The organism is Serratia sp. 1D1416 (assembly GCF_003641105.1).
In the GTDB taxonomy this organism is placed as follows: domain Bacteria; phylum Pseudomonadota; class Gammaproteobacteria; order Enterobacterales; family Enterobacteriaceae; genus Serratia; species Serratia ficaria.
In genome coordinates, this window is the sequence record NZ_CP032738.1 from 1843887 (window position 1) to 1866011 (window position 22125).

Below are 22125 nucleotides of genomic sequence, written 5' to 3' on the forward strand. Positions count from 1 at the left end.
AACAGCAGTGTCACAGACCCCAATTTCCACCACCGGGCCAACGGTCGCCGGTGAAATGCCGTTGGTGGCGGCTCAGCCCGGCATCTGGGTGGCCGATCAAATTTCCCCGCATCGCAACGCCTATGCGGTTGCGCACTGCATCGAGCTCAATGGCCCGATCGAGGCCGCTCTGCTGCTGCAGGCCATCACCCAGGGCCTCAACGAAGTGGATACGCTGCGGCTGCGTTTTGAAGAACGCGACGGCGTGCCGGTGCAGTGGCTGGACGCATCGCTGGCGATACGCGAACCGGAGTTCGTCGATCTGGCGGACTCGCCGGACGCCGAAGCCGCCGCGCGGGCGCTGATGGATATCGACCTGGCCGGCGAACTGCGCGCCGGCAGCGGCAAGCCGCTGTACCGCCACGTGCTGATGCGCCTGGCGGACCAGCGCTGGTTCTGGTACCAGCGCTATCATCACATGCTGGTGGACGGTTTCAGCTTCACCGCCATCGCCCGCCGCATCGCCGCGCTATACAGCCATCTGCGCCGCGGCGAGCCGCTGGAGCCGACGCCGTTCACGCCGTTTAGCGAGGTCGTGGCGGAGTATCAGGCCTATCGGCAGGCGCCGGCCTGGCAGCGCGATGCCGATTTCTGGCTCGAGAAGGCGCGCCAACTGCCGCCGCCGGCGACCCTGTGCCCGCAGCCGCTGGCCGGGCAGGTGCCCACGCCGCGCATTCACCGGCTGGAGCAGCGCTGCGACGAGCAAACCTTTGCTGCGCTGGTGCAAATCGGCGGCCAGCAGAAGCTCAACGCCGCCGATATGGCGGTGGCGCTGCTGGCGCTGTGGGTGTCGCGGTTGAGCGGCCAACCCAGCTTCAGCGCCGGCTTTATTTTCATGCGCCGTACCGGCTCGGCCGCGCTGTGCGCCGCCGGCCCGGTGATTAACGTGCTGCCGATGGAAATGCACCTCGAGCCGCAGGCCACGCTGTATGAAGCCGCCGCCCGCATCAGCCGCGAGCTGAAGAGCGTGCGCCGCCACCAGCGTTACGATGCTGAACAGGTGCAGCGCGATCTGGGCCGCATCGGCGACGGCGAGCCGCTGTACGGCACGGTGTTCAACTTCAAAATGTTTGATTATCAACTGGATTTCGCCGGCATCGAGGGCATTACCCGGGATCTGGCCTCCGGCCCGGTGCGCGATCTGGAGATTGCGCTGTTCATCGACGGGAACAACCAGCTGAAGGTTGAGCTGCTGGCCAACGCCGAACGTTACAGCCGCCAGGAATTGCTGGCCCATCTGCAGCGTTTGCCGCTGTTGCTGGCGCAGTTTGCCGCCCGGGCGGATTTGCCGATCGGCGAAGCCGACATGCTGACGCCGGAAGACCACGCCTTGCTGGCGCGGGTCAATGACACCGCGCATCCGGTACCCGCCACGACGCTGAGCAGCCTGCTGGCGCAGCAGGCGCAGCGCACGCCGGACGCGCCGGCCCTGGCCGACGCCCACTTCAGCTTCAGCTACCGCGAAACCCGCGAGCAGGTTGGCGCGCTGGCGCGTCAATTGGCCGCGCAGGGCGTGCGGCCGGGCGACATTGTGGCGGTCGCGCTGCCGCGCTCGGTGTTTCTGTCGCTGGCGCTGATGGCCATCGTCGAGGCCGGCGCCGCTTATCTGCCGCTGGATACCGGTTATCCGGACGAGCGGCTGGCGATGATGCTGGAGGACGCCGCACCGCGTCTGATCGTCACCAGCCCGGCCCAGCAGGCGCGTTTCGCCGGCCAGGGCGAAATACTGCTGTATGACGCGCCGCTGCCCGCCGATCACGCCGCCGGCGTGACGGTCAACGGCCCGACGCCGGATCATGCGGCCTACATCATCTTTACCTCCGGCTCTACCGGCCGGCCGAAGGGCGTGCTGGTCGGCCATCAGGCGATCGTCAACCGCCTGCTGTGGATGCAACACCAATACCCGCTGGCGGCGGACGACGTGGTGCTGCAGAAGACGCCGTGCAGTTTTGACGTTTCGGTGTGGGAGTTCTTCTGGCCGCTGATGGTCGGCGCCCGGCTGGTGATGGCGCCGCCGGAGGCGCACCGCGATCCCGAGCAGCTGCAGCAGCTGATTGCCCAGCATCGGGTGACGACGATGCACTTCGTGCCGTCGATGCTGGCGGCGTTCGTCGCGGCGCTGGACGGCGAGCAGGCGGTCGCCGCCTGCGGTTCGCTGCGCCAGGTGTTCTGCAGCGGCGAAGCGCTGCCGGCGGAGCTGTGCCGCCTGTGGCAGAGCCGCACTGCGGTGCCGTTGCATAACCTGTACGGCCCCACCGAGGCTGCGGTGGACGTGACCTGGCATCCGGCCTACGGCGAAGCGCTGGCGCGGGTGACCGGCGCCAACGTGCCGATCGGTCTGCCGGTATGGAACACCGGCCTGCGCATTCTGGATGCGCGTCTGCGCCCGGTGCCGCCGGGGGTGGCGGGGGATTTATACCTGACCGGCATCCAGCTGGCGCAGGGTTATCTGGGGCGGCCGGAGCTGACCGCCGGCCGCTTTGTGGCCGACCCTTACGGCGAGGGCGGCCGCATGTATCGCACCGGCGACGTGGCGCGCTGGCTGCCGGGCGGTGAAGTGGAATATCTGGGGCGCAGCGACGATCAGCTGAAAATTCGCGGCCAGCGCATTGAGCTGAGTGAAATCGACCACGCGCTGCTGTCGCTGCCGGGCGTGCGCCAGGCGGTGACCCATGCGTTGGTGCTGCAGGGCACGCCGGTGGACGCCGGCGGCGATGCGCGCCAGCTGGTGGGGTATCTGGTGCCGCAGCCGGGCGTGACCTGGGACCTGGAGGCGCTGCGCGCGGCGTTGGCCGACCGCCTGCCGCCGCACATGGTGCCGGTGGCGCTGGTGGAAATGGACGCGCTGCCGCTGAGCGCCAACGGCAAGCTGGACCGTAAAGCCTTGCCGCAGCCGCAGGGCGGTGAACGCAAGGCCGGCCGCGCGCCGCAGGCCGGGTTGGAGGCCGACATCGCCGCGGTGTTCGCCCGTTTGCTGCAGCGCGAACAGGTGTTCGCCGACGACGACTTCTTCGCCCTCGGCGGCCATTCGCTGCTGGCGATGCGCCTGGCGGCGGAGCTGCGCCGCGATCTGGGCAAGGCGGTCTCCGTCGGGCAGGTGATGGTGGCGTCCCGCGTCGAACAACTGGCGCAGCTGCTGGCTGAGGAGCGCACCCAGGAAGAGGCGGATCGCTGCGGCTTCGACAGCGTGCTGCCGCTGCGCGCCACCGACGGGCCGACGCTGTTCTGCCTGCACCCGGCTTCGGGCTTCTCCTGGCAGTTCAGCGTGCTGCCGCGCTACATCGACCAGCACTGGTCGCTGGTCGGCATTCAGTCGCCGCGGCCGGACGGCCCGCTGGCGCTGAGCGAGGATATGGATCAGGTGGTCGACGCCCACCTGCAGACCGTGCTGCAGGTACAGCCGCACGGGCCTTATCACTTTATCGGCTACTCGTTGGGCGGCACGTTGGCGCAGGGCATCGCCGCCCGGCTGCAGGCGCGCGGCGAGCAGGTGGCGTTCCTCGGCCTGCTGGACACCTACCCGCCGGAAACCCAGAACTGGGACGTGATGCTGGACGACAACGTGCTGAAAGAAGTGCAGCGCGAGCGCGAGCAATTCCTGGCGGTGTCGCAAGACACGCTCGATCCGGCGCTGGGGGAAACCCGCGTGGCGATGTTCGACAATATCGAAGCCAACTACGCCGATTCGGTGCGGCTGTTGTCCCATACCCGCACCGCGCGTTTCAACGGCCTGGCGACGCTGTTTGTCGCCAAACGCACCTTGCAGGAAGGGATGGACGTGCAGCAGACCTGGTCGCAGTACGTTGACGCGCTGCAGGCGCACGAGCTGGACTGCGCGCACGTGGATATCGTCTCGCCGGCGTCGTTCAAGGTGCTGGGGCCGTTGCTGAACCGCATACTGCGGGCATTGTAACCGGCGTCGCCAACGTCGGCCGCCAAACGTCGGAAGCGATCCCGGCGTTTGGCGGCGTTTGCTGAATATCAATGAGTTTTATTATCATTATTGCTCCCATCATCTGTGCTAGCATGAGTCCCCACGCTGTTGCAGCCCTGACGCAATACCCTTTTAACGATTAGTGATGAACCGATGAGTAAACCCTCTATCCTGCTTGATTTTGGCCTGCTGAAGAGCAACCGGTCCTTCCGGGCGGTATTCTGCGCGCGCTTTATTTCCATTTTGGCGCTGGGGCTGATGGCGATCGCCATCCCGGTGCAGATCCAGGCGCTGACCGGTTCGACCCTGCTGGTCGGCCTGGCGGTGACCCTGGCGGGCGGCGGCATGTTCGCCGGGCTGCTGATGGGCGGCGTGCTGGCGGATCGCTACGAGCGCCGGCGGTTGATCCTGTTTGCGCGATCCACCTGCGGCATCGGCTTTGTCGGCCTGTGCGTCAACGCCGCGCTGCCCGCGCCTTCCCTGACGGCGATTTACCTGCTGGCGGTATGGGACGGCTTCTTTGGCGCCGTCGGCGTGACGGCGCTGCTGGCGGCGACGCCGGCGCTGGTCGGGCGGGAAAACATCGTGCAGGCCGGCGCCATCAGCATGCTGACGGTGCGCTTCGGCTCGATTCTTTCTCCGGCGGTCGGCGGCCTGGTGATCGCCAACATGGGCATTGCCTGGAACTACGGCCTGGCGGCGTTCGGCACCCTGCTGACGCTGTTGCCGCTGCTGAGCCTGCCGCAGCTGATGCCGCCGCCGCAGCCGCGCGAACACCCGCTGCGCGCGCTGGCGGGCGGTTTTGGCTTCTTGTTCCAGAACAAGGTGATCGGCATGGTGGCGCTGATCGGCGCGCTGCTGACCATGGCCAGCGCGGTGCGCGTGCTTTATCCGGCGATGGCCGGCGGTTGGCAGGTCGACGCTTCCCATCTCGGCTTCATGTACGCCGCCGTGCCGCTCGGCGCGGCGATAGGCGCCTTCACCAGCGGGCGGGTGGCGCACGTGGCGCGCCCGGGCTGGGTGATGCTGTTGACCGCCATCGCGGCGTTCGTCGCCATCGGTTTGTTCGGCCTGATGCCGTGGTACAGCCTGGCGCTGCTGTGTCTGGTGGCCTTCGGCTACCTGAGCGCGCTGAATTCGCTGCTGCAGTACGGGCTGATTCAAAGCCTGACGCCGGATAATTTCCTGGGGCGCATCAACGGCCTGTGGACGGCGCAGAACGTGGTGGGCGACGCGCTGGGCGCGCTGCTGCTGGGTGCGATGGGGGCGTTTATGCTGCCGGCGAGCAGCGCCGGCAGCTTCGGCTTCGGCGCCGCGGCCTTCGGCATCCTGCTGGCCTTCGCCATGACCGGGCTGCGCCAGGTGACCCTGAACAAACCGGAACCGCAGCCCGTCGCCGAAAAGTAACGGTGCGGAGTCGGCAACGCGGCGGCCCGAAAGATGACGGGCAGGTTGACATGGCAAATATCGACGAGTAATTTAGCGCGGAATTAACTTAAATGATAATCATTATTATATTGGTTATCAGTTAGCGACTTGAGGACGTAGCGATGGACATTGCCGTGAAAGGCGCCAACCGAAAGGAACTTCAGGAGCGGGCGGATGAACCGTTCGGCGCTGATTTTTCTCCTGCATCGGGCTTCTTCTTCACCTCGCCGTTCCGCAGCCTGATTACCGCCGGCTGCTTTAGCCGGGTGACCCAGCCGGCCGCGGACGGCGCCGATCTGCACGGCGAATTCCAGCGGCAGGTGCGCCAGGCGTTTGCCGAGGCGCGCGCCGCCGGGGTAAAGGAACCGCTGCTGTGCGGCGCCATTCCCTTCGATACCCGTCAGCCTTCGGCGCTGTTTGTTCCGCATGAAAGCCGCTGGTTCGATCGCGCCGCCTTTATGGCCGGCGTCTCGCCGGCGGCGAGCGGCCCGGAAATTGCCGGCCTTGCCGAGGTGCCGACGCAGCAGCCTTTTATGCAGATGGTGAGCGATGCGGTCGCGGCGATGAAAGCCGGGCAGCTGGACAAGGTGGTGCTGTCGCGGCTGCTGGAGATCGAGACTCGCCGGCCGGTAGACCGCCATGCGCTGATGGCGCGGGTTATCGCCCAAAACCCCAACGGTTTCCATTTCCACGTGCCGCTGGAGCGGGGGGCGCTGTTGGGCGCCAGCCCTGAGCTGTTGCTGCGCCAGGCCGGCGGCCACTTCCACTCCAACCCGCTGGCCGGTTCCGCCCGGCGCGAGGCCGATGCCGAACGCGATCTGGCGGTGGGCGAGCGGCTGATGGCCTCCGAGAAAGACCGCCACGAACATCGCATCGTCACCGAAGGCATGCGCCGGGTGCTGGCCGGGCGCAGCCGCTATCTGAACGTGCCGCAAACCCCCGAGCTGCTGACCACCACCACGCTGTGGCACCTTTCCACCCCGATTGACGGCGAAGTGGCTTCGCGCGACGAAAGCGCGCTGTCGCTGGCCTGCCTGCTGCATCCGACGCCGGCGCTGTGCGGCACGCCAACCCCGGCGGCGCACGCATTGATCCGGCAGCTGGAGCCGTTCGATCGCGGCCTGTTCGGCGGCATCGTCGGCTGGTGCGACGCCGAAGGCAATGGCGAATGGGTGGTCACCATCCGCTGCGGCACCGTCGATGGCAGCCAGGTGCGGCTGTTTGCCGGCGCCGGCATCGTCCAGGACTCTTCCCCCGAATCTGAATGGCACGAAACAGGCACCAAACTCAGCACTATTCTGCGTGCCTTTGGTTTGAATCAAGGATAACGACAAGATGAGCATTGCCTTTACCCCTGGCCGGCGGAGTTCGCCAGCCGTTACCGCGAACGCGGCTATTGGATTGACCTGCCGCTGACCGATATTCTCGACCGCCAGGCCGACAACGACGCCGTGGCGATCACCGATGCCCGCCGCAGCCTGAGCTACCGTGAATTGAACCTGCTCTCCGACCGTTTGGCGGCCGCCCTGCAGCGCCGCGGCGTACGGCCGGGCGAGACCGCGCTGGTGCAGCTGGGCAACGTGGTGGAGTTTTACGTGGCGTTTTTCGCGCTGCTGAAGATCGGCGTGGCGCCGGTCAACGCGCTGTTCAGCCATCAGCGCAGCGAGCTGCACGCCTACGCCGCGCAAATTAAGCCCGCGCTGCTGATCGCCGATCGCGAGCACGGCCTGTTTGCCGATGACGAATTCCTCAACGCCTTCCGCGCCGAGCATCCTTCGCTGCGCATGGTGGGCCTGCGCAACCAGCCGCAGGGCGAACAGGCATTGGCCGACTGGCTGGAGGAACCCTGCGACGGCTTTGTCGCGGTGCCTTCCGCCGCCGACCAGGTGGCGTTTTTCCAGCTTTCCGGCGGCAGCACCGGCACGCCGAAGCTGATCCCGCGCACCCACAACGATTACTACTACAGCATCCGCCGCAGCGTGGAGATCTGCCGCTTTGACCGGCAGACCCGCTATCTGTGCGCCTTGCCGGTCGCCCACAACTATCCGATGAGCTCGCCGGGCGTGCTGGGCGTGTTCTACGGCGCCGGGCAGGTGGTGTTCGCCGCCGATCCCGACGCCGCCCAGTGTTTCCGCCTGATCGAACAGCACCGCATCAACGTGACGGCGCTGGTACCGCCGGCGGTGACGCTGTGGCTGCAGGCGATCGAAGAGTGGGGCAGCAATGCCGCGTTGGCCAGCCTGGCGCTGTTGCAGGTGGGCGGCGCCAAGCTGGGGGAGACCCTGGCGGCGCGCATTCAGAACGAAATCGGCTGCCGGCTGCAGCAGGTGTTCGGCATGGCGGAAGGGCTGGTTAACTACACCCGTCTGGACGATGACCCGCAGCACGTCCTGGCGACCCAGGGGCGGCCGATGTCGCCGGACGACGAAGTCTGGGTGGCGGATGACGACGGCAACCCGCTGCCGGCGGGCGCGGTGGGGCGCCTGATGACGCGCGGCCCTTATACCTTTCGCGGCTACTACCTGAGCCCGGAGCACAACGCCGGCGCCTTTGACGCGGCAGGGTTCTACTGCTCGGGCGACCTGATCAGCATCAGCGAAGACGGCTACATCACCGTCGAGGGGCGCCAGAAGGACCAGATCAACCGCGGCGGCGAGAAGATCGCCGCCGAGGAAATCGAAAATCTGCTGTTGCGCCACCCGGAGGTGATCAACGCCGCGCTGGTGTCGATGCCGGATGCTCTGATGGGCGAAAAAAGCTGCGCCTATATCATCGCCGGTGCGCCGCTGAAAGCGGTGGTGCTGCGTCGCCACCTGCGCGAGCAGGGCGTGGCCGACTTCAAGCTGCCGGACCGTTTTATTCAGGTGGACAGCCTGCCGCTGACACCGGTCGGCAAAGTGGACAAAAAACTGTTGCGCCAGCGTCTCGACGCGCAACAACAGACTCAGGCTCAGGGAGATTAATCGATGGCCATTCCGAAACTTAATGATTACGCGCTGCCCGCAGCAGACGAACTGCCTAACAACAAGGTCAGCTGGCAGCTGGAGCCTCAGCGCGCGGCGCTGCTGATCCACGACATGCAGCAGTATTTCCTCAACTTCTGGGGCGAAGACAGCGCGCTGATCAAACAGGTGGTGGAAAACATCGCCAAGCTGCGCAGCTACTGCAAGCAACAGGGCATCCCGGTGTTCTATACCGCTCAGCCGAACCAGCAGAGCGATGAAGACCGCGCGTTGTTGAACGACATGTGGGGGCCGGGCCTGAACAAGCATCCGGAACAGCAGGCGGTCACCGCGGCGCTGGCGCCGGACCAGGACGACACCGTGCTGGTGAAATGGCGCTACAGCGCCTTCCACCGCTCGCCGCTGCAGGAAATCCTGGAGGAATCCGGCCGCGACCAGCTGATCATCTGCGGCGTGTACGCCCACATCGGCTGCCTGACCACCGCCATCGACGCCTTCATGCGCAACATCCAACCGTTCATGGTGGCCGACGGCCTGGCGGACTTCTCGCGCGAAGAGCACCTGATGGCGCTGCGTTACACCGCCGGGCGCTGCGGCCGGGTGGTGACCACCGCCTCACTGCTGCCGGGCATCGCCAGCAAAGAGGCGCTGCGTCAGCAAATTCTGCCGCTGCTGGATGAAGACAGCGAAGACATGGGCAACGACGAGAACCTGATCGACTACGGCCTGGACTCGGTGCGCATCATGGAGCTGGCCACCCGCTGGCGCAAGATCCGCGGCGATATCGACTTCATCGCCCTGGCGCGCAACCCGACCATCGACAGCTGGTGGGCGCTGCTCTCTGCCGAACGGAACTGATTTTGACCACGGCGTTGTTGCCGCCGCCCGGCGTTGGCCGGGCGGTAATTTGACTCGAACGATACCCTAGGGAAATTATAATGAATGCTATGATTAATAAGGGAAAACGTGCGGCATTCCCGCTGATGCTGCTGTCCTCGCTGCTGTTTTCGGCCCCGCTGCTGGCGCAAACCGCGCCGGAAGTGCTGCGCAAGCCGGTTGGCAAAGGCGCCTATGAAATGGTGTACAGCCAGGGCGAGAACGCGCTGTACCTGGCGACCTCGCAAAGCCGCAAGCTGGACAAGGGCGGCGTGGTGTATCGCCTGGATCCGACCACGCTGGACGTGACCCAGATTATCCATAACGACATCAAGCCGTTCGGCGCCGCCATCAACGGCAAAACCGACACCCTGTTCTTCGGCAACACGGTGAACAACTCGGTCACGGCGATCGACGCCAAAACCGGCGAAGTGAAGGGCCGTTTGGTGCTGGACGCGCGCAAACGCTCCGAGACCGTGAAGCCGCTGGCGCCGCGTGAACTGGTGGCGGATGCCGACACCGACACCCTGTACGTCACCGGGCTGGGTGAATCCAGCGTGGTGTGGGTGGTGGACGGCAAGGATCTGACCCTGCGCGCCACCATTGCCGGCACCGGCAAATACGGTACCGGCCTGGCGCTGGACGCCGCCGCCAAACGCCTGTACGTCACCAACGCCGACGGCGAGCTGGTGACCATCGACACCCAGAGCAACAAGGTGCTGTCGCGCAAGAAGCTGGACGAGTCCAAAGAGCACTTCTTCCTGAACATCAGCCTGGATACCGCCAACCACCGCGCATTCATCACTGATTCCAAGCAGCCGCAGGTGCTGGTGGTGGATACCCGCAACGGCAACGTCCTCGGCAAAATCGAAGTGCCTGAATCGCTGGCGGTGCTGTTCAACCCGGCGCGCAACGAGGTTTACGTCACCCACCGCCAGGCGGGTGAGGTGAGCGTGATCGACGCCAAGAGCTACAAGCTGTTGAATACCGTCAAGACGCCGACCCACCCGAACAGCCTGGCGCTGTCGCCGGACGGCCAGACGCTGTACGTCAGCGTGAAGCAGGCCTCCAGTCGCGAGAAAGAAGCCAGCGCGCCGGATGATGTGATCCGCGTAGCGCTGAAGTAATCCCATACGGATCCTGCCGATCGAACGGGCGCAGCGGCAACGCTTCGCCCGTTTTTTTCGCCTGAAATCCGTGCGGGCTATACTGGATCGTCATTTCAGCCCTGAAGGAACTCCGGCTATGTCCGTTTATCAATCGCCACGATTACTGCTCGTCATCACCCTGCTGCTGTTGGCCACGCTGGCCTACAGCGGCATCAGTCCTTACGATCGAGCCACCTGGCTGATGGAGGTGGCACCGGTGCTGATCGTCCTGCCGTTGCTGTGGCTCACCCGGCGCGGTTACCCGCTGACGCCGCTGCTGTACGCGCTGATATTCTTTCATGCGCTGATCCTGATCTTCGGCGGCCTGTATAGCTATGCGCGCGTGCCGCTGGGGTTTGAAGTGCAACACTGGCTGGATCTCGGCCGCAACCCGTATGACAAGCTGGGGCATTTCTTTCAGGGGCTGGTGCCGGCGCTGGCGGCGCGCGAGATCCTGCAGCGCGGCGGCTATGTGCGGGGCCGCAAGATGCTGGGCTTCGTGGTGTGCTGCATCGCGTTGGCCATCAGCGCCCTGTACGAGCTGATCGAGTGGTGGGCGGCGCTGGCGCTGGGGCAGGGTGCCGATGAGTTTCTCGGCACCCAGGGCGACCCCTGGGATACCCAGTCCGACATGTTTTGCGCGCTGCTGGGCGCGCTGAGCGGCCTGTTGCTGTTTAGCGGCTGGCAGGATCGGCAAATAACGTCGCTAAAGGCAAGTAAACCTTAATATTAATAAGGTATAATTATTTAAAAACCCGCCTTATGGCGGGTTTTTTTATGCCGGTTGCCAGCGGGGGATCCGGTTCAATGTAAAGAATCTTCAGCGCCGCTTACTTTAGTTTTTTAATTGGGCTGTCATATTTTATTTTTTATATAAATCAATTTGTTTAGGTGTTTTTGTAAAAAGTTCTCGGCGATTTCCTCTTGCCAGATATCGCCAAGCCTCTATGGTTAATAGTGGACTTTCCCGATTGTGGGATGGTTCTGTGCGTGTCAAAAACGCCATGTGTCAGCTTCAAGCCACGATGAAAATCATCATTTTTACTCATGTAATTGGCCCTGGGCGGGTAGGCGCGAGCCTGTTTGTCCCCCTACGAGAGAAGCCTGCTGTGACGATACTCAAACCCCTATTAGCCAGAAACCGCAGTTGGGCGCTACAACAGCGTCAGCGGAATCCCCAATACTTCCATAAGCATGTCGCCGGCCAGCAGCCGCAGGCGCTGTGGATCGGCTGTTCCGACAGCCGGGTCCCCGCCGAGGTGCTGACCGGCGCACACCCCGGCGAGCTGTTCGTTCATCGCAATATCGCCAACATGGTGCTCGAGGATGACGATAGCCTGATGAGCGTCATGCAATATGCGCTGGAATACCTGCACGTCTCGGCGATCGTGCTGTGCGGCCATTACGGCTGCGGCGGCGTTCAGGCGGCGGTGGCGCTGCCGCAGATGCCGCTGGCGCAGGAAAACAGCGCGCTGGCCCGGCGCATGGCGCACCTGCGCGCCTCGCTGGCGGATAACCTGCAGGCCTATCAGCAATCGGACGCCGACGACGCCAGCCGCCTGAATCAGCTGATCGAAGCGCACGTGGTGACCCAGTTTGCTCATCTGATCGCCAGCGAGCCGGTGCGCCGCCGCTGGGCGCAGGGGGAGGCGCTGGACGTTTTCGGCTGCGTTTACGATCTGCAGGAAGGGCATTTGAAAGAGCTTATCCATCAGAACGCTGCGGAGGTGGGCCATGAACTTAAGCACTCTGCGTAACGATATTCCCGCCGGGATCGTGGTGTTTCTGGTGGCGCTGCCGCTCAGCCTGGGCATCGCGCAGGCCAGTGGGCTGCCGCCGTTCGTCGGGCTGCTGACCGGGGTGATCGGCGGCATCCTGGTGACCCTGCTGAGCCCGTCGCGTTATGCCGTCAGCGGCCCGGCGGCCGGTTTGGTCACCATCGTCGTTGGGGCGATGGAAACCCTCGGTTCCTTTTCCCTGCTGCTGGTGGCGCTGATCATGGCCGGGGCATTGCAGCTGATTTTCGGCCTGCTGCGCGCCGGCCGCTGGATCTCGCTGGTGCCCGGTACGGTGATCCAGGGCATGCTGGCGGCGATCGGTATTTTGCTGATAATGCAGCAGGTGCCGGTGGCGCTCGGTTATCAGGGGGAGGAGAGCCTGACGGCGCTGCTGGCCCAGGGCAGCGAACTGCTGTCGCCGGCATCGATAGTGATAACGCTGGTGGCGCTGGCTATCCTGTGGCTGTGGACCACCGCACCGATCAAGCGCATCCGGCTGATGAGCTTTATTCCCGGCCCGCTGGTGGCGGTGCTGTGGGGCAGCCTGGCGGTGGTGTTTGGCGAGCGGATGATGCCGGAAAGCCTGGGCAATATCCCGCGCATCGCGCTGCCTAAATTCGACAGCGCCGAAGCGCTGGGTGCGCAGCTGAGCCGCCCCGACTGGCAGGGCGCCTGGCGTAACCCGTCGGTTTACCTGATTGCGGTGACGCTGGCGCTGGTGGCCAGCTTGGAAACCCTGCTGAGCCAGGAAGCGTTGAAGAAGCTGAAGTCGCAAACGCCGGCGCCATCGCCGGACAAAGAAATGCGCGCGCAGGGCGTTGGCAATATGCTGAGCGGCTTTCTCGGCGGCCTGCCGATCACCGCGGTGATCGTGCGCAGTTCGGTCAACGTCAACGCCGGCGCGCGCAGCAAGGTGTCGATTTTGCTGCACGGCGTGCTGTTGCTGCTGAGCGGCCTGTTGTTCAGCGATCTGCTCAATACCATTCCGTTGGCCAGCCTGGCAGCGGTGCTGTTGTACACCGGCTATAAGCTGGCGGCGCCGGCGCTGTTCCGTGCGCAGTGGCGCCAGGGGTTGCCGCAGTTCGCGCCCTTTATCATCACCGTCGGCGGCATCATCGTCTTCGGCATGCTGGCGGGCATCGCCCTCGGCCTGATGGCGCAGCTGCTGTGCAGCACTTACAAAAGCCACCGCAATGCGCTGCAGCTGAGCCGCTACGACGACCACTATGTGGTGCGTTTCCACCAGAACCTGACGTTTCTGCATAACCCGCGGCTGCACAGCCTGCTGGCGCAGATCCCGGATAACTGCGTGGTGATCGCCGAGCATGACAACGCCGATTATATCGATCCGGACGTCCGAGCCGTACTGGCGGACTTCGGTGCCGGCGCGGCCAACCGCGGCATTCAGCTGAGCCGCTGGCCGGTGTAATCGGCCGCCCTATCGGCCGCCGTCATGGTCACCCAATCGGGTGACCATTTTTTATGCGACTAATTTATCTTGTTGTTATTAATCAATTATTTTTATTTTTGTAAGAATTTTCTTATACCAGGCGCTGTGCTAAAATTCCCCTGCTTAATGCGGGCTAATTATTGATTAATTAGCTGTTCACGGCGAGGGAGTCATGAAGTATATAATTAATAATAATATTAAGTATCATGAAGATAGGTCAGAGCTGGCCCCGCTGCATGACCATGTCGAGCCGTTGCAACTGACCGCGACCCTGAACCGCCTGCTGTCGGCCCTGGTAAGAAACAATAATCAGGTGCTGTCTCGCGAGACGCTGTTGATGCAGGTCTGGGAAGCGCATGGCCAGGTCGCCTCCGGCAACAACCTCAATAATACCATTTCTATCCTGCGCAAAATGTTCGCTTCGCTCGGCGAAGAGGAGATTATCGTCACGCTGCCGCGGCAGGGCTTTATGTTTACCGCCGCCACGCTGGAAACGGCGGACAGCCAGGCCGAAACGCCGATGGAGCCTGAGCCGGCCGCCGTTTTGGCGCCCCGCCCCCCACGCCGCCATACAGGCGGCAGGCTTGCCGGCCTGGCCGCGTTGGCGGTGCTGGCGGCGGGCAGCCTGACCTGGGCCTGGCGGGACACGGGCTACCCGCAGCTCAGCGCCATCGATGCGGGCAAAATCGACAGCTGCGACGTGCGGTTCCTCACCTCTTACCATAAGCCCGGGAGTCGCCAGATCGATTTGGAGCATCTGCGAAACATGCTCAAGCGCCGGCCGCATATTCAATGCCAGGAACCGGCGACGCTGCTCTATTACGATACGCAGACGATAGCGCCAAACGGCTCCGGACAGACCCGAACCTCCTATTTTTATTATTGTCCGCAGTCGCAAATGGCGGATGGCAATGCGCAATGTGAGAATTTCTATGAAAGCTGGGACCGCTAATCTGATCAAGCGTTACGGCTACGGGGCCGCGGCGTTGCTGGCTATCGGCGGCTGCGCCGTCGCCGCTTACCTGTTATTTTTCAAGCCGCAAATTCCTGAATGCCGGGCGGTTGAACACCTGACCGACAACGTTGCCGGGCGCACCATTGAACGCGTGCTGCTGATTAGCCTGGTGCCCGATGGCCGCCGGCAGCTGACGGTGTTGCTGAACGGCAGGATTGCCGACGGAAAGGATCGTTACGTGGTCGAACGCGCCCTGGTGATGGACTACCAGCGGCAGGGAAACAACTATTCCCTGTTGGTGAAGGAAAATATCAAAAAATCGCAGGACAACGTGGAACGCGCGGACCTGAACCGCCGCCTGCCGGAGAAGGGCCAGCGGCTGCATTTGCGTATTGAGCAGATCGACAGCCGGCATTTCCTGGTGGCCGATAACCATGCGCCGTTTTACGTGTGCGTCGCACCCTAAGAAAAATCCCCTTGGTGATGCCAAGGGGATCGAGTACATCAGGGACCTGGCGGGATAATTCTTACAATATCAAGGCTGTTTTTTATCGATATAATTGTAAATGCACGGGCTGTTGATTTCTCTTGGGCAGAAGGTCAGCAGCTCGGTGTCGTTCTGCGTAGCCTCATCGCGAATATTATCGTAATAATACACGTCGGCCTTACCCCGACAGTTAAAACCGGCCTGCCGAATAATCTGCTTTATCTTCGCCAGATCCCCGCCCCCATAATTCATGCCGTAAATCTGACAACGTTCATAATTGCCTAATGGGTACATGCTGACGCGGGTGCTGTTCTGATAAATCATCATGGCGGAAAACAGCACCAGGCAGACGAGGAACGTCATGATCATTCGCCGCAGCGAGCGCGGCGCGCCATGCGTGTTATCCCCCGAGCTTGTCGGCTCATTCGGCGCAGCGCTCTCCTCCGCGGTCTTTCCTTTTACGCTTCCGCCGTCATTAGTATTTATTTCATGAATGATATCGGCAGTAAACTTAAAGCCCTGGCGCGGGTAGGTGATAATAAGCTCCTCTTCGCCGAACTGCGCCAGCGATTTGCGCAGCCCAGAAACATAATTATTCAGATTATTGTTGGACGCTTTCAACCCATGCTCTACCCACACCTCATTAAGCAGCTTATCGCGCAGCAATAGAACATTATTATTGCGGATAAACAGCGACAGCAATCTGGCGCTGGGCTTGAGCAGAACTATTTTAGTCGTCGAATTATCGATATGCGCCAGCGCGCACTCCTCCTCATTGTAGAGGACATTGTTGTTTATATAGAAAATCATTTTTTCAACCTATCAACTTACCTGTCGAGAGATGATTCTGAGACCTGTGTGTTCTTTTTTCAATCCTCTCCAATACCGGTCAATGAGATTTATCCCTATATTTCTATAATTACTATTAGGCGCATGCGGAATTATAAGTTTAAAAAAATAATCTTCTATATTTAATGGATAATTATCAGCATTAAAACCTATGTAAATTGCATTATCTTTGTACAAATCCTGTGTTTTTGTCTTTTTGCGATATAACATTTTATTTTGGCGTTGAGGGCGGTAAATTTGTTGCCACTGATACGGAGCGTGGAAATGCCGTGTGTCAGCGAGATAACCGATGCACCGACAATTAAACAGCTAACCGAGCGCGATAATCACCGGGCGCAAACACAGGAGCCGCCTGTTGCTTATCGAATTAATTGTCATTTATTACAACCTCTGCTTACTAAGGAATGTAAGGGATTATTATGAAACTGAATAAAATTATGATGGCAGCCGTACTGGCTTTCGGCGCTTCTTCCATGATGGCTCAGGCAGCGAACCAGGGCAGCGGCAGCGTTACCTTCACCGGTGAAATCATTGATGCGCCTTGCTCCATCGCCCCAGGCAATATCGACCAGACCATCCCTCTGGGCCAGATTTCCAACCTGAGCCTGAAAGACGGCCGTGAGTCTGAAGTTAAACAGCCGTTCAAAATCGTACTGGAAGACTGTACTTCCGCTACCGCTCAGATGGTTCATACCACCTTCACCGGTGAAGCTGGCGGCGCCGACGGCAAAGACATGAAGATGCTCGCTCTGGGCAGCGGCAGCACCGCCAAGGGCGCCAGCATCGTGATCACCGACGATCACAACGCTAACGCCGTGGTTGAGCTGGGCACCAAAACTGCCGGCCAGGTCATCAAGGCGGGCGCCACTGGCGCTGATCTGGAATACCACGCCTTCCTGAAAGGTAACGGCGGTTCTCTGAACACCATCACCCCGGGCGCCTTCACCAGCGTGGTTAACTTCGCGCTGAGCTACCAGTAATAGTTTTACCCCATTGATGCCAGCATGCGGGATACCCCGCATGCTTTTTCCCCGGAATGGATTCATTTTTATAAGGGATAACGCATATGGCCCCCATTGGCAAAAGTTTAATGGCGCCTTCCCTATTGGCCGTAGTTTTTATGACTCAAACGATGCCGGCGACGGCTGCGGTTATTGGTTGGGGAAGGGTCAATATGGAAGGCGCTATTGTTAACGCAGCCTGTGCAATTGAATCGGCAAGCCGTGACCAGACCATCGATATGAAAAGCCTGCCGGTGGAGCAAATATTCCGCGATGGGCACGGGTTAACCCGACCCTTCACGGTGCAATTAGTGAACTGCGGGCTGTCGGGTGATGATGTGGCTATTTCAGGGCGCCAGCACTTTCGCATGATATTTGACGGCAACGCAGAAGGGAAAACCTTCGGCGTAATCGGCGATGCCCGCGGCGTGGCATTGCGCATTGCCGACAGCGCGGGCAAAGAGGTTTATCCCGGGGTACCGATGTCGATAGAAAATACCCTGACCAAAGATTATCGCTTGAATTATTCAATGCAACTGGTGGCTAACCGCCAGGTATTACGCGCAGGGGATTACCGATCCGCCATTCGTTTTAAATTGGATTATTACTGATAAAGGTTGGCGGAATCATGGATGCGAAAAAAATAAAATCGGGCGCACTCCCGTTAAGCTTATTAGGACTATGCATTTCTCTGGCGCTGTGCAGCCTGGCGTTTCAGGGCCGGGCGGATGACGCGATTCAATTCAATACCGACATCCTGGATATAAACGATCGAAAAAATATCGATCTCAGCCGCTTTTCCAAGGGCGCCTTTATTATGCCGGGCAAGTACAACATGACGGTATTGATGAACAAGCAGTCGTTGGATGAACAGCCGGTGGCGTTCTATCCGCCGGAAAACGATCCCGACAGCAGCGTGCCCTGCGTTTCGCCGCAGCTGGTTGAACAAGTGGGCTTTAAGGCCGAGTTCCTCAAGCAGCTGCGCTGGTGGCGTGACGCGCAGTGCCTGGATCTCGCCAGCCTCAACGGTATCGAGGCGCGGGGCGATCTGGCGGTATCGGCGCTGTATCTGAATATTCCCCAGGCCTATCTGGAATATTCCTCGCCGGACTGGGATCCGCCGGCGCGCTGGGACAACGGCATTCCCGGGCTGCTGCTGGACTACAACCTGAATGGCCAGGCGCAGAGCAACAGAAACGGCGGCGGCCAGACGCAGCGGCTGGGCGGCAATGGCGTGGTGGGCGCCAACCTCGGCGCCTGGCGGCTGCGCGCCGACTGGCAGACCAGTCTCAATCATCAGACCGGTTCGGGCGAGTCGAGCCAGAAGACGTTTGACTGGAGCCGTTACTACGCATTTCGCGCCCTGCCGAAGCTGGGCGCGCGGCTGGCGCTGGGCGAGGACTATCTGCAGAGCAACCTGTTCGACAGCTTCCGCTTTACCGGCTTCAGCCTGGTGTCGGACGACAACATGCTGCCGCCCAACCTGCGCGGCTATGCGCCGGAGGTGACGGGCATCGCCAAAACCAACGCCAAGGTCACCATCAGCCAGCAGGGGCGGGTACTTTATGAGGCGCAGGTCGCCGCCGGGCCGTTCCGCATCCAGGATCTCAGCGATTCGGTGATGGGCAAGCTGGACGTGAAAGTGGAAGAACAGGACGGCAGCGTGCAGCAGTTCCAGGTGGATACCGCCAGCATTCCTTACCTGACCCGCCCCGGCATGGTGCGCTACAAGCTCGCCGGCGGCAGGCCGTCGAACTGGGAGCATAACCTGCAGGGGCCAACCTTTGCCGCCGGCGAGTTCTCCTGGGGGGTCAGCAACGGTTGGTCGCTGTACGGCGGGGCCATCGCCGGCGGCGATTACAACGCGCTGTCGCTGGGGTTGGGGCGCGACCTGCTGGCGTTCGGCGCGCTGTCGTTCGATACCACCCAGTCGCGGGCCAGGCTGCCGAGTGAAGACGGCACCAAAAGCGGCGGCTCGTACCGCCTGAGCTATTCCAAAAGCTTTGACGAATACGACAGCCAGGTCACCTTCGCCGGGTATCGCTTCTCGGAGCAGGACTTCATGACCATGAGCGAATACCTGGATGCGCGCTATCACGGCCTGCAAAACGGTAAAAGCCGGGAGATGTACACCATCACCTTTAACAAGCAGTTCCGCGATCTGGGGGTCAGCACCTATCTCAACTACGACCACCAGACCTATTGGGATAAGCCGACCAGCGAACGCTACAGCCTGGCGATGTCACGCTATTTCGACCTGGGCTCGTTCAGGAACATGAGCGCGTCGTTAACCGCCTATCGCAATAAGGCCCGCGGGGCCAACGACGACGGCATGTATCTGAGCCTGTCGGTGCCGTGGGGGGTGGATTCCAACCTCAGCTACAGCAGCGCGTGGAATCGCAACAGCAACAGCCAGCGGGTGGGGTATTACCAACGGCTGGACGAGCACAACAACTATCAGCTGAGCGCCGGCAGCTCGCGCAGCGGCGAATCCGCCAGCGCGTTCTACAGCCATGAGGGCGACGCGGCGCGTATCGACGCCAACGTCAACTATCAGGGCGGCCAGTATTCCTCCGTCGGCATGAGCCTGCAGGGAGGCGCGACCTTCACCGGCCAGGGGGCGGCGCTGCACCGCAACGGCACCCTGGGCGGCACCCGCCTGCTGCTGGACACCGACGGCGTAGCCGGGGTGCCGGTGCGCGGCTATGGCGCGACCACCCGCACCAACATGTTCGGCAAAGCGGTGGTGGCGGACGTCAGCAGCTATTACCGCAGCCGGGCGAGCATCGATCTGAACAACCTGGCGGACGATGCCGAGGCGACGCAGTCGATGGTGCAGGCCACGCTCACCGAAGGCGCGATTGGCTACCGGCGTTTCAACGTGATCGCCGGCCAGAAAGCCATGGCGGTGATCCGCCTGGCGGACGGCTCCACGCCGCCGTTCGGCGCCGAGGTGTTCAACCGCCGCCGGCAGCAGACCGGGATAGTGAACGATGGCGGCAGCGTGTACCTGAGCGGTATCCGCGCCGATGAACGGATGACGGTGCATTGGGAAGGGAAGGCGCAATGCGAGATTGACCTGCCGGCGGTACGCACGGACGTCGCCCTGAGCGACCTGCTGCTGCCGTGCCGGCCGGTGACTGCGGCGCAGGAAGGCTAAGCCGCAGCCGCCCCCTGAAAACCAGTAAGTGCAACCTTGACCAAATGGAACCTTTTTATGCGAAACAACACTGTAAACACGCTGTCGGTAGCCGGCCTGCTGACCACCACCCTGCTGAGCGGCCAGGCGCAGGCCGCCATCGCGCTGGACCGCACCCGGGTGATTTTAAACGGCGGCGATAGCGCGGTCAGCATGACCATCAGCAATAAAAATACCCAGCTGCCTTATCTGGCGCAGGGCTGGCTGGAAAACGAGCAGGGTGACAAGATCACCAGCCCGCTGATCGTGTTGCCGCCGGTGCAACGGGTGGAGCCGGGCGCGCAGAGCCAGGTCAAGGTGCAGGCGCTGCCGGGCGTTAAGGCGCTGCCGCAGGACCGCGAGAGCCTGTTCTATTTCAACCTGCGCGAGATCCCGCCAAAGAGCGGCAAGGCCAACACGCTGCAGATCGCCCTGCAAACGCGCATCAAGCTGTTCTATCGCCCGGCGGCGATCGTGCCGAGCAAAAGCAGCGCGTTCGCCCCGTGGCAGGAGCAACTCACGCTAACCCGCCAGGGCGACGGTTTTAAGGTCAATAACCCGACCCCGTATTACATCACGCTGGTCGATGCCCGCAGCAGCAAGAGCGGCAAAACCGCCGCCGGCTTTGAGCCGCTGATGGTGCCGCCGAAGGGCAGCGTGGCGTTGGGTGCTTCCGGCCTGGGCAACGCGCCGGTGCTGACCTACGTCAACGACTACGGCGGCCGCCCGGATCTGGCCTTCAAGTGCGGCGCCGGCGAATGCCAGGCGGTGCCAGAGAAGCAAGGGTAACCGGAGCCGGCAACGGCGCTCCATCAGTTGAAGCGGCAGGGGAAAATAATGAAAAGGAACGGCACGGGCTACGGCAGCCACAGGAAAGGAGGGGGAACGGGGCGAGCAGGCCAGATGGCGCTGCTGGCGCTGGCCCTGATGATGAACCCCGAGGTGCAGGCGGAGCAAGGCAATAACGGCATGCTGTTGGTGCATGGCGCCCTGACCGAAGGCGCCTGCCGGCTGGAAATGTCTTCGGCCCACCAGGATATCTGGCTGGGCGACGCCACCACCGGCAGCCTGGCCACGCCCGGCAGCCGTACGGAACCGGTGGCCTTCCAGCTGCGACTGCGCGACTGCATGCGCATGGGGGCCGCCATCAGGGATCCGCGCCTGGGTTATCGGCTGTGGGATGCCTACCAGCCGGCGGTGACGGTGAGCTTCACCGCCCCGGCCGATGCGGATAACCCGCAGCTGGTGCGGGTACAGGGCGCCAGCGGCCTGGGGCTGCGCCTGCTGGATACCGATAAGCAAGACGTGCGGCTGGGCAGCCGCAGCCGGCCGCAGCTGCTGGCGCTGGGCGATAACGGCCTGCGGTTTTACGTGATGGCGGAACGCACCCGCGCGCCGCTGGTGGCGGGGGCCTACCGCGCCGCGATTGATTTTCGGATGAACTATGACTGAGGTGAAGGCAATGGGCTACCTATGGCGACGCAGGCTGCAAACCGGCGCTGAATATTTGCGCCTGGGCTGCACGCTGGCGGCGACCGCCGCCGCCGCCTCGGCGTTAACCCTGCTGGCGGTGCTGTTCATCGGCCAGCCGGCCCGAGCCGCCACGGTGGATATCACGGTAAAAGGCGTGGTGATCGCCAAGCCAAAGTGTGAAATCAACGGCGGCAAGGACATAGAGGTGTCGTTTGGCGATCTGAATATCGCGGATATCGACGGCGTCAACTACGGCAAACGCAAGATCCCCTATCAGGTGGTCTGCAATGGCGATACCTCCGGCATGAATGGGTTTATGAAGGTGAAACTGCAGGGCAACGGCCCGGATTTTGGCGACGGCCTGCTGCGCACCGACAACAATAATTTGGCGATCAAGCTGCTGTTCCAAAATACCCAGCAGCTGAAGCTGAATGAATGGCTGAATTTTTACTATCCCATTTTGCCGGAACTGCATGCCGTACCGATCAAGCGCAGCGGCGCCACTTTGCGAGGGGGGGACTTTTCCGGTTCCGCCACATTACTAGTAGAGGTTCAATAAGGAGATG

17 protein-coding genes and 1 pseudogene are annotated in these 22125 nt (G+C 62.1%); 17 read left to right on the plus strand and 1 reads right to left on the minus strand.

Annotated elements, in window-relative coordinates; genetic code table 11:
* Positions 1-55 precede the first annotated feature (55 nt).
* The 11 genes and pseudogenes from D7I37_RS08725 (at position 56) to D7I37_RS08775 (ending at position 15037) form a co-directional block, all read left to right on the plus strand.
* Complete coding sequence (locus D7I37_RS08725) at positions 56-3952, plus strand: enterobactin synthase subunit F (RefSeq protein WP_371415259.1); 3897 nt, start codon at positions 56-58, stop codon at positions 3950-3952.
* A 174-nt stretch (positions 3953-4126) separates the two neighbouring features.
* Positions 4127-5380 carry an enterobactin transporter EntS gene (gene entS, locus D7I37_RS08730; protein ID WP_061799698.1) on the plus strand — a complete coding sequence of 418 codons (1254 nt, stop codon included), beginning with the start codon at positions 4127-4129 and terminating at the stop codon, positions 5378-5380.
* Positions 5381-5523: 143 nt separating this feature from the next.
* The gene (locus D7I37_RS08735; protein WP_095095158.1) at positions 5524-6729 is read left to right on the plus strand and encodes an isochorismate synthase; all 1206 of its coding nucleotides are present in this window, start codon (positions 5524-5526) and stop codon (positions 6727-6729) included.
* A 7-nt stretch (positions 6730-6736) separates the two neighbouring features.
* Positions 6737-8364 (plus strand): annotated as a pseudogene (locus tag D7I37_RS08740) ((2,3-dihydroxybenzoyl)adenylate synthase).
* Positions 8365-8367: 3 nt separating this feature from the next.
* On the plus strand, positions 8368-9222 hold the full coding sequence (locus tag D7I37_RS08745; RefSeq protein ID WP_129543552.1) for an isochorismatase: 855 nt from the start codon (positions 8368-8370) through the stop codon (positions 9220-9222).
* A gap of 80 nt (positions 9223-9302) precedes the next feature.
* Positions 9303-10367 carry a YncE family protein gene (locus tag D7I37_RS08750; protein ID WP_061799693.1) on the plus strand — a complete coding sequence of 355 codons (1065 nt, stop codon included), beginning with the start codon at positions 9303-9305 and terminating at the stop codon, positions 10365-10367.
* Positions 10368-10485: 118 nt separating this feature from the next.
* Positions 10486-11115 (plus strand): DUF2238 domain-containing protein, encoded by a 630-nt coding sequence (locus D7I37_RS08755; RefSeq protein WP_095095161.1) that lies wholly within the window; start codon positions 10486-10488, stop codon positions 11113-11115.
* A gap of 382 nt (positions 11116-11497) precedes the next feature.
* A complete protein-coding gene (locus D7I37_RS08760) occupies positions 11498-12145 on the plus strand; it encodes a carbonic anhydrase (protein WP_231922109.1) in 648 nt (215 codons plus the stop codon).
* The gene (locus D7I37_RS08765) at positions 12123-13595 is read left to right on the plus strand and encodes a SulP family inorganic anion transporter (protein ID WP_061799691.1); all 1473 of its coding nucleotides are present in this window, start codon (positions 12123-12125) and stop codon (positions 13593-13595) included. The genes D7I37_RS08760 and D7I37_RS08765 overlap by 23 nt, the downstream gene beginning before the upstream one ends.
* Before the next feature lie 193 nt (positions 13596-13788).
* Entirely contained in the window at positions 13789-14568 is a 780-nt protein-coding gene (locus D7I37_RS08770; RefSeq protein ID WP_061799689.1) for a winged helix-turn-helix domain-containing protein, read from the plus strand.
* Positions 14549-15037: a hypothetical protein gene (locus tag D7I37_RS08775; protein WP_061799688.1), complete on the plus strand. Its 489-nt coding sequence runs from the start codon at positions 14549-14551 to the stop codon at positions 15035-15037. Before D7I37_RS08770 ends, D7I37_RS08775 begins: the two co-directional genes overlap by 20 nt.
* Positions 15038-15106: 69 nt before the next feature.
* Here D7I37_RS08775 and D7I37_RS08780 read toward each other — a convergent pair whose 3' ends face one another.
* Entirely contained in the window at positions 15107-15868 is a 762-nt protein-coding gene (locus D7I37_RS08780; RefSeq protein ID WP_061799687.1) for a winged helix-turn-helix domain-containing protein, read from the minus strand.
* 458 nt (positions 15869-16326) lie between these two features.
* On the opposite strand from D7I37_RS08780, the gene D7I37_RS08785 reads away from it, so the two are divergent.
* The 6 genes from D7I37_RS08785 (at position 16327) to D7I37_RS08810 (ending at position 22118) form a co-directional block, all read left to right on the plus strand.
* The gene (locus D7I37_RS08785) at positions 16327-16887 is read left to right on the plus strand and encodes a fimbrial protein (protein WP_129543553.1); all 561 of its coding nucleotides are present in this window, start codon (positions 16327-16329) and stop codon (positions 16885-16887) included.
* Between the two features lie 86 nt (positions 16888-16973).
* Complete coding sequence (locus D7I37_RS08790; protein ID WP_095095171.1) at positions 16974-17519, plus strand: fimbrial protein; 546 nt, start codon at positions 16974-16976, stop codon at positions 17517-17519.
* Between the two features lie 17 nt (positions 17520-17536).
* Entirely contained in the window at positions 17537-20068 is a 2532-nt protein-coding gene (locus D7I37_RS08795) for an outer membrane usher protein (RefSeq protein WP_129543554.1), read from the plus strand.
* Between the two features lie 57 nt (positions 20069-20125).
* Positions 20126-20875 carry a fimbria/pilus periplasmic chaperone gene (locus D7I37_RS08800; RefSeq protein WP_129543555.1) on the plus strand — a complete coding sequence of 250 codons (750 nt, stop codon included), beginning with the start codon at positions 20126-20128 and terminating at the stop codon, positions 20873-20875.
* 48 nt (positions 20876-20923) lie between these two features.
* Entirely contained in the window at positions 20924-21538 is a 615-nt protein-coding gene (locus D7I37_RS08805; RefSeq protein ID WP_129543556.1) for a fimbrial protein, read from the plus strand.
* Positions 21531-22118 carry a fimbrial protein gene (locus D7I37_RS08810; protein ID WP_129543557.1) on the plus strand — a complete coding sequence of 196 codons (588 nt, stop codon included), beginning with the start codon at positions 21531-21533 and terminating at the stop codon, positions 22116-22118. Before D7I37_RS08805 ends, D7I37_RS08810 begins: the two co-directional genes overlap by 8 nt.
* Positions 22119-22125: the final 7 nt, after the last annotated feature.

Coding starts and splice junctions, on each gene's coding strand:
- D7I37_RS08725 (WP_371415259.1), top strand. CDS start 56: ATGCCGTTGGTGGCGGCTCAGCCCGGCATCTGGGTGGCCGATCAAATT.
- entS (WP_061799698.1), top strand. CDS start 4,127: ATGAGTAAACCCTCTATCCTGCTTGATTTTGGCCTGCTGAAGAGCAAC.
- D7I37_RS08735 (WP_095095158.1), top strand. CDS start 5,524: ATGGACATTGCCGTGAAAGGCGCCAACCGAAAGGAACTTCAGGAGCGG.
- D7I37_RS08745 (WP_129543552.1), top strand. CDS start 8,368: ATGGCCATTCCGAAACTTAATGATTACGCGCTGCCCGCAGCAGACGAA.
- D7I37_RS08750 (WP_061799693.1), top strand. CDS start 9,303: ATGAATGCTATGATTAATAAGGGAAAACGTGCGGCATTCCCGCTGATG.
- D7I37_RS08755 (WP_095095161.1), top strand. CDS start 10,486: ATGTCCGTTTATCAATCGCCACGATTACTGCTCGTCATCACCCTGCTG.
- D7I37_RS08765 (WP_061799691.1), top strand. CDS start 12,123: ATGAACTTAAGCACTCTGCGTAACGATATTCCCGCCGGGATCGTGGTG.
- D7I37_RS08770 (WP_061799689.1), top strand. CDS start 13,789: ATGAAGTATATAATTAATAATAATATTAAGTATCATGAAGATAGGTCA.
- D7I37_RS08775 (WP_061799688.1), top strand. CDS start 14,549: ATGAAAGCTGGGACCGCTAATCTGATCAAGCGTTACGGCTACGGGGCC.
- D7I37_RS08780 (WP_061799687.1), bottom strand. CDS start 15,868: ATGATTTTCTATATAAACAACAATGTCCTCTACAATGAGGAGGAGTGC.
- D7I37_RS08785 (WP_129543553.1), top strand. CDS start 16,327: ATGAAACTGAATAAAATTATGATGGCAGCCGTACTGGCTTTCGGCGCT.
- D7I37_RS08790 (WP_095095171.1), top strand. CDS start 16,974: ATGGCCCCCATTGGCAAAAGTTTAATGGCGCCTTCCCTATTGGCCGTA.
- D7I37_RS08795 (WP_129543554.1), top strand. CDS start 17,537: ATGGATGCGAAAAAAATAAAATCGGGCGCACTCCCGTTAAGCTTATTA.
- D7I37_RS08800 (WP_129543555.1), top strand. CDS start 20,126: ATGCGAAACAACACTGTAAACACGCTGTCGGTAGCCGGCCTGCTGACC.
- D7I37_RS08805 (WP_129543556.1), top strand. CDS start 20,924: ATGAAAAGGAACGGCACGGGCTACGGCAGCCACAGGAAAGGAGGGGGA.
- D7I37_RS08810 (WP_129543557.1), top strand. CDS start 21,531: ATGACTGAGGTGAAGGCAATGGGCTACCTATGGCGACGCAGGCTGCAA.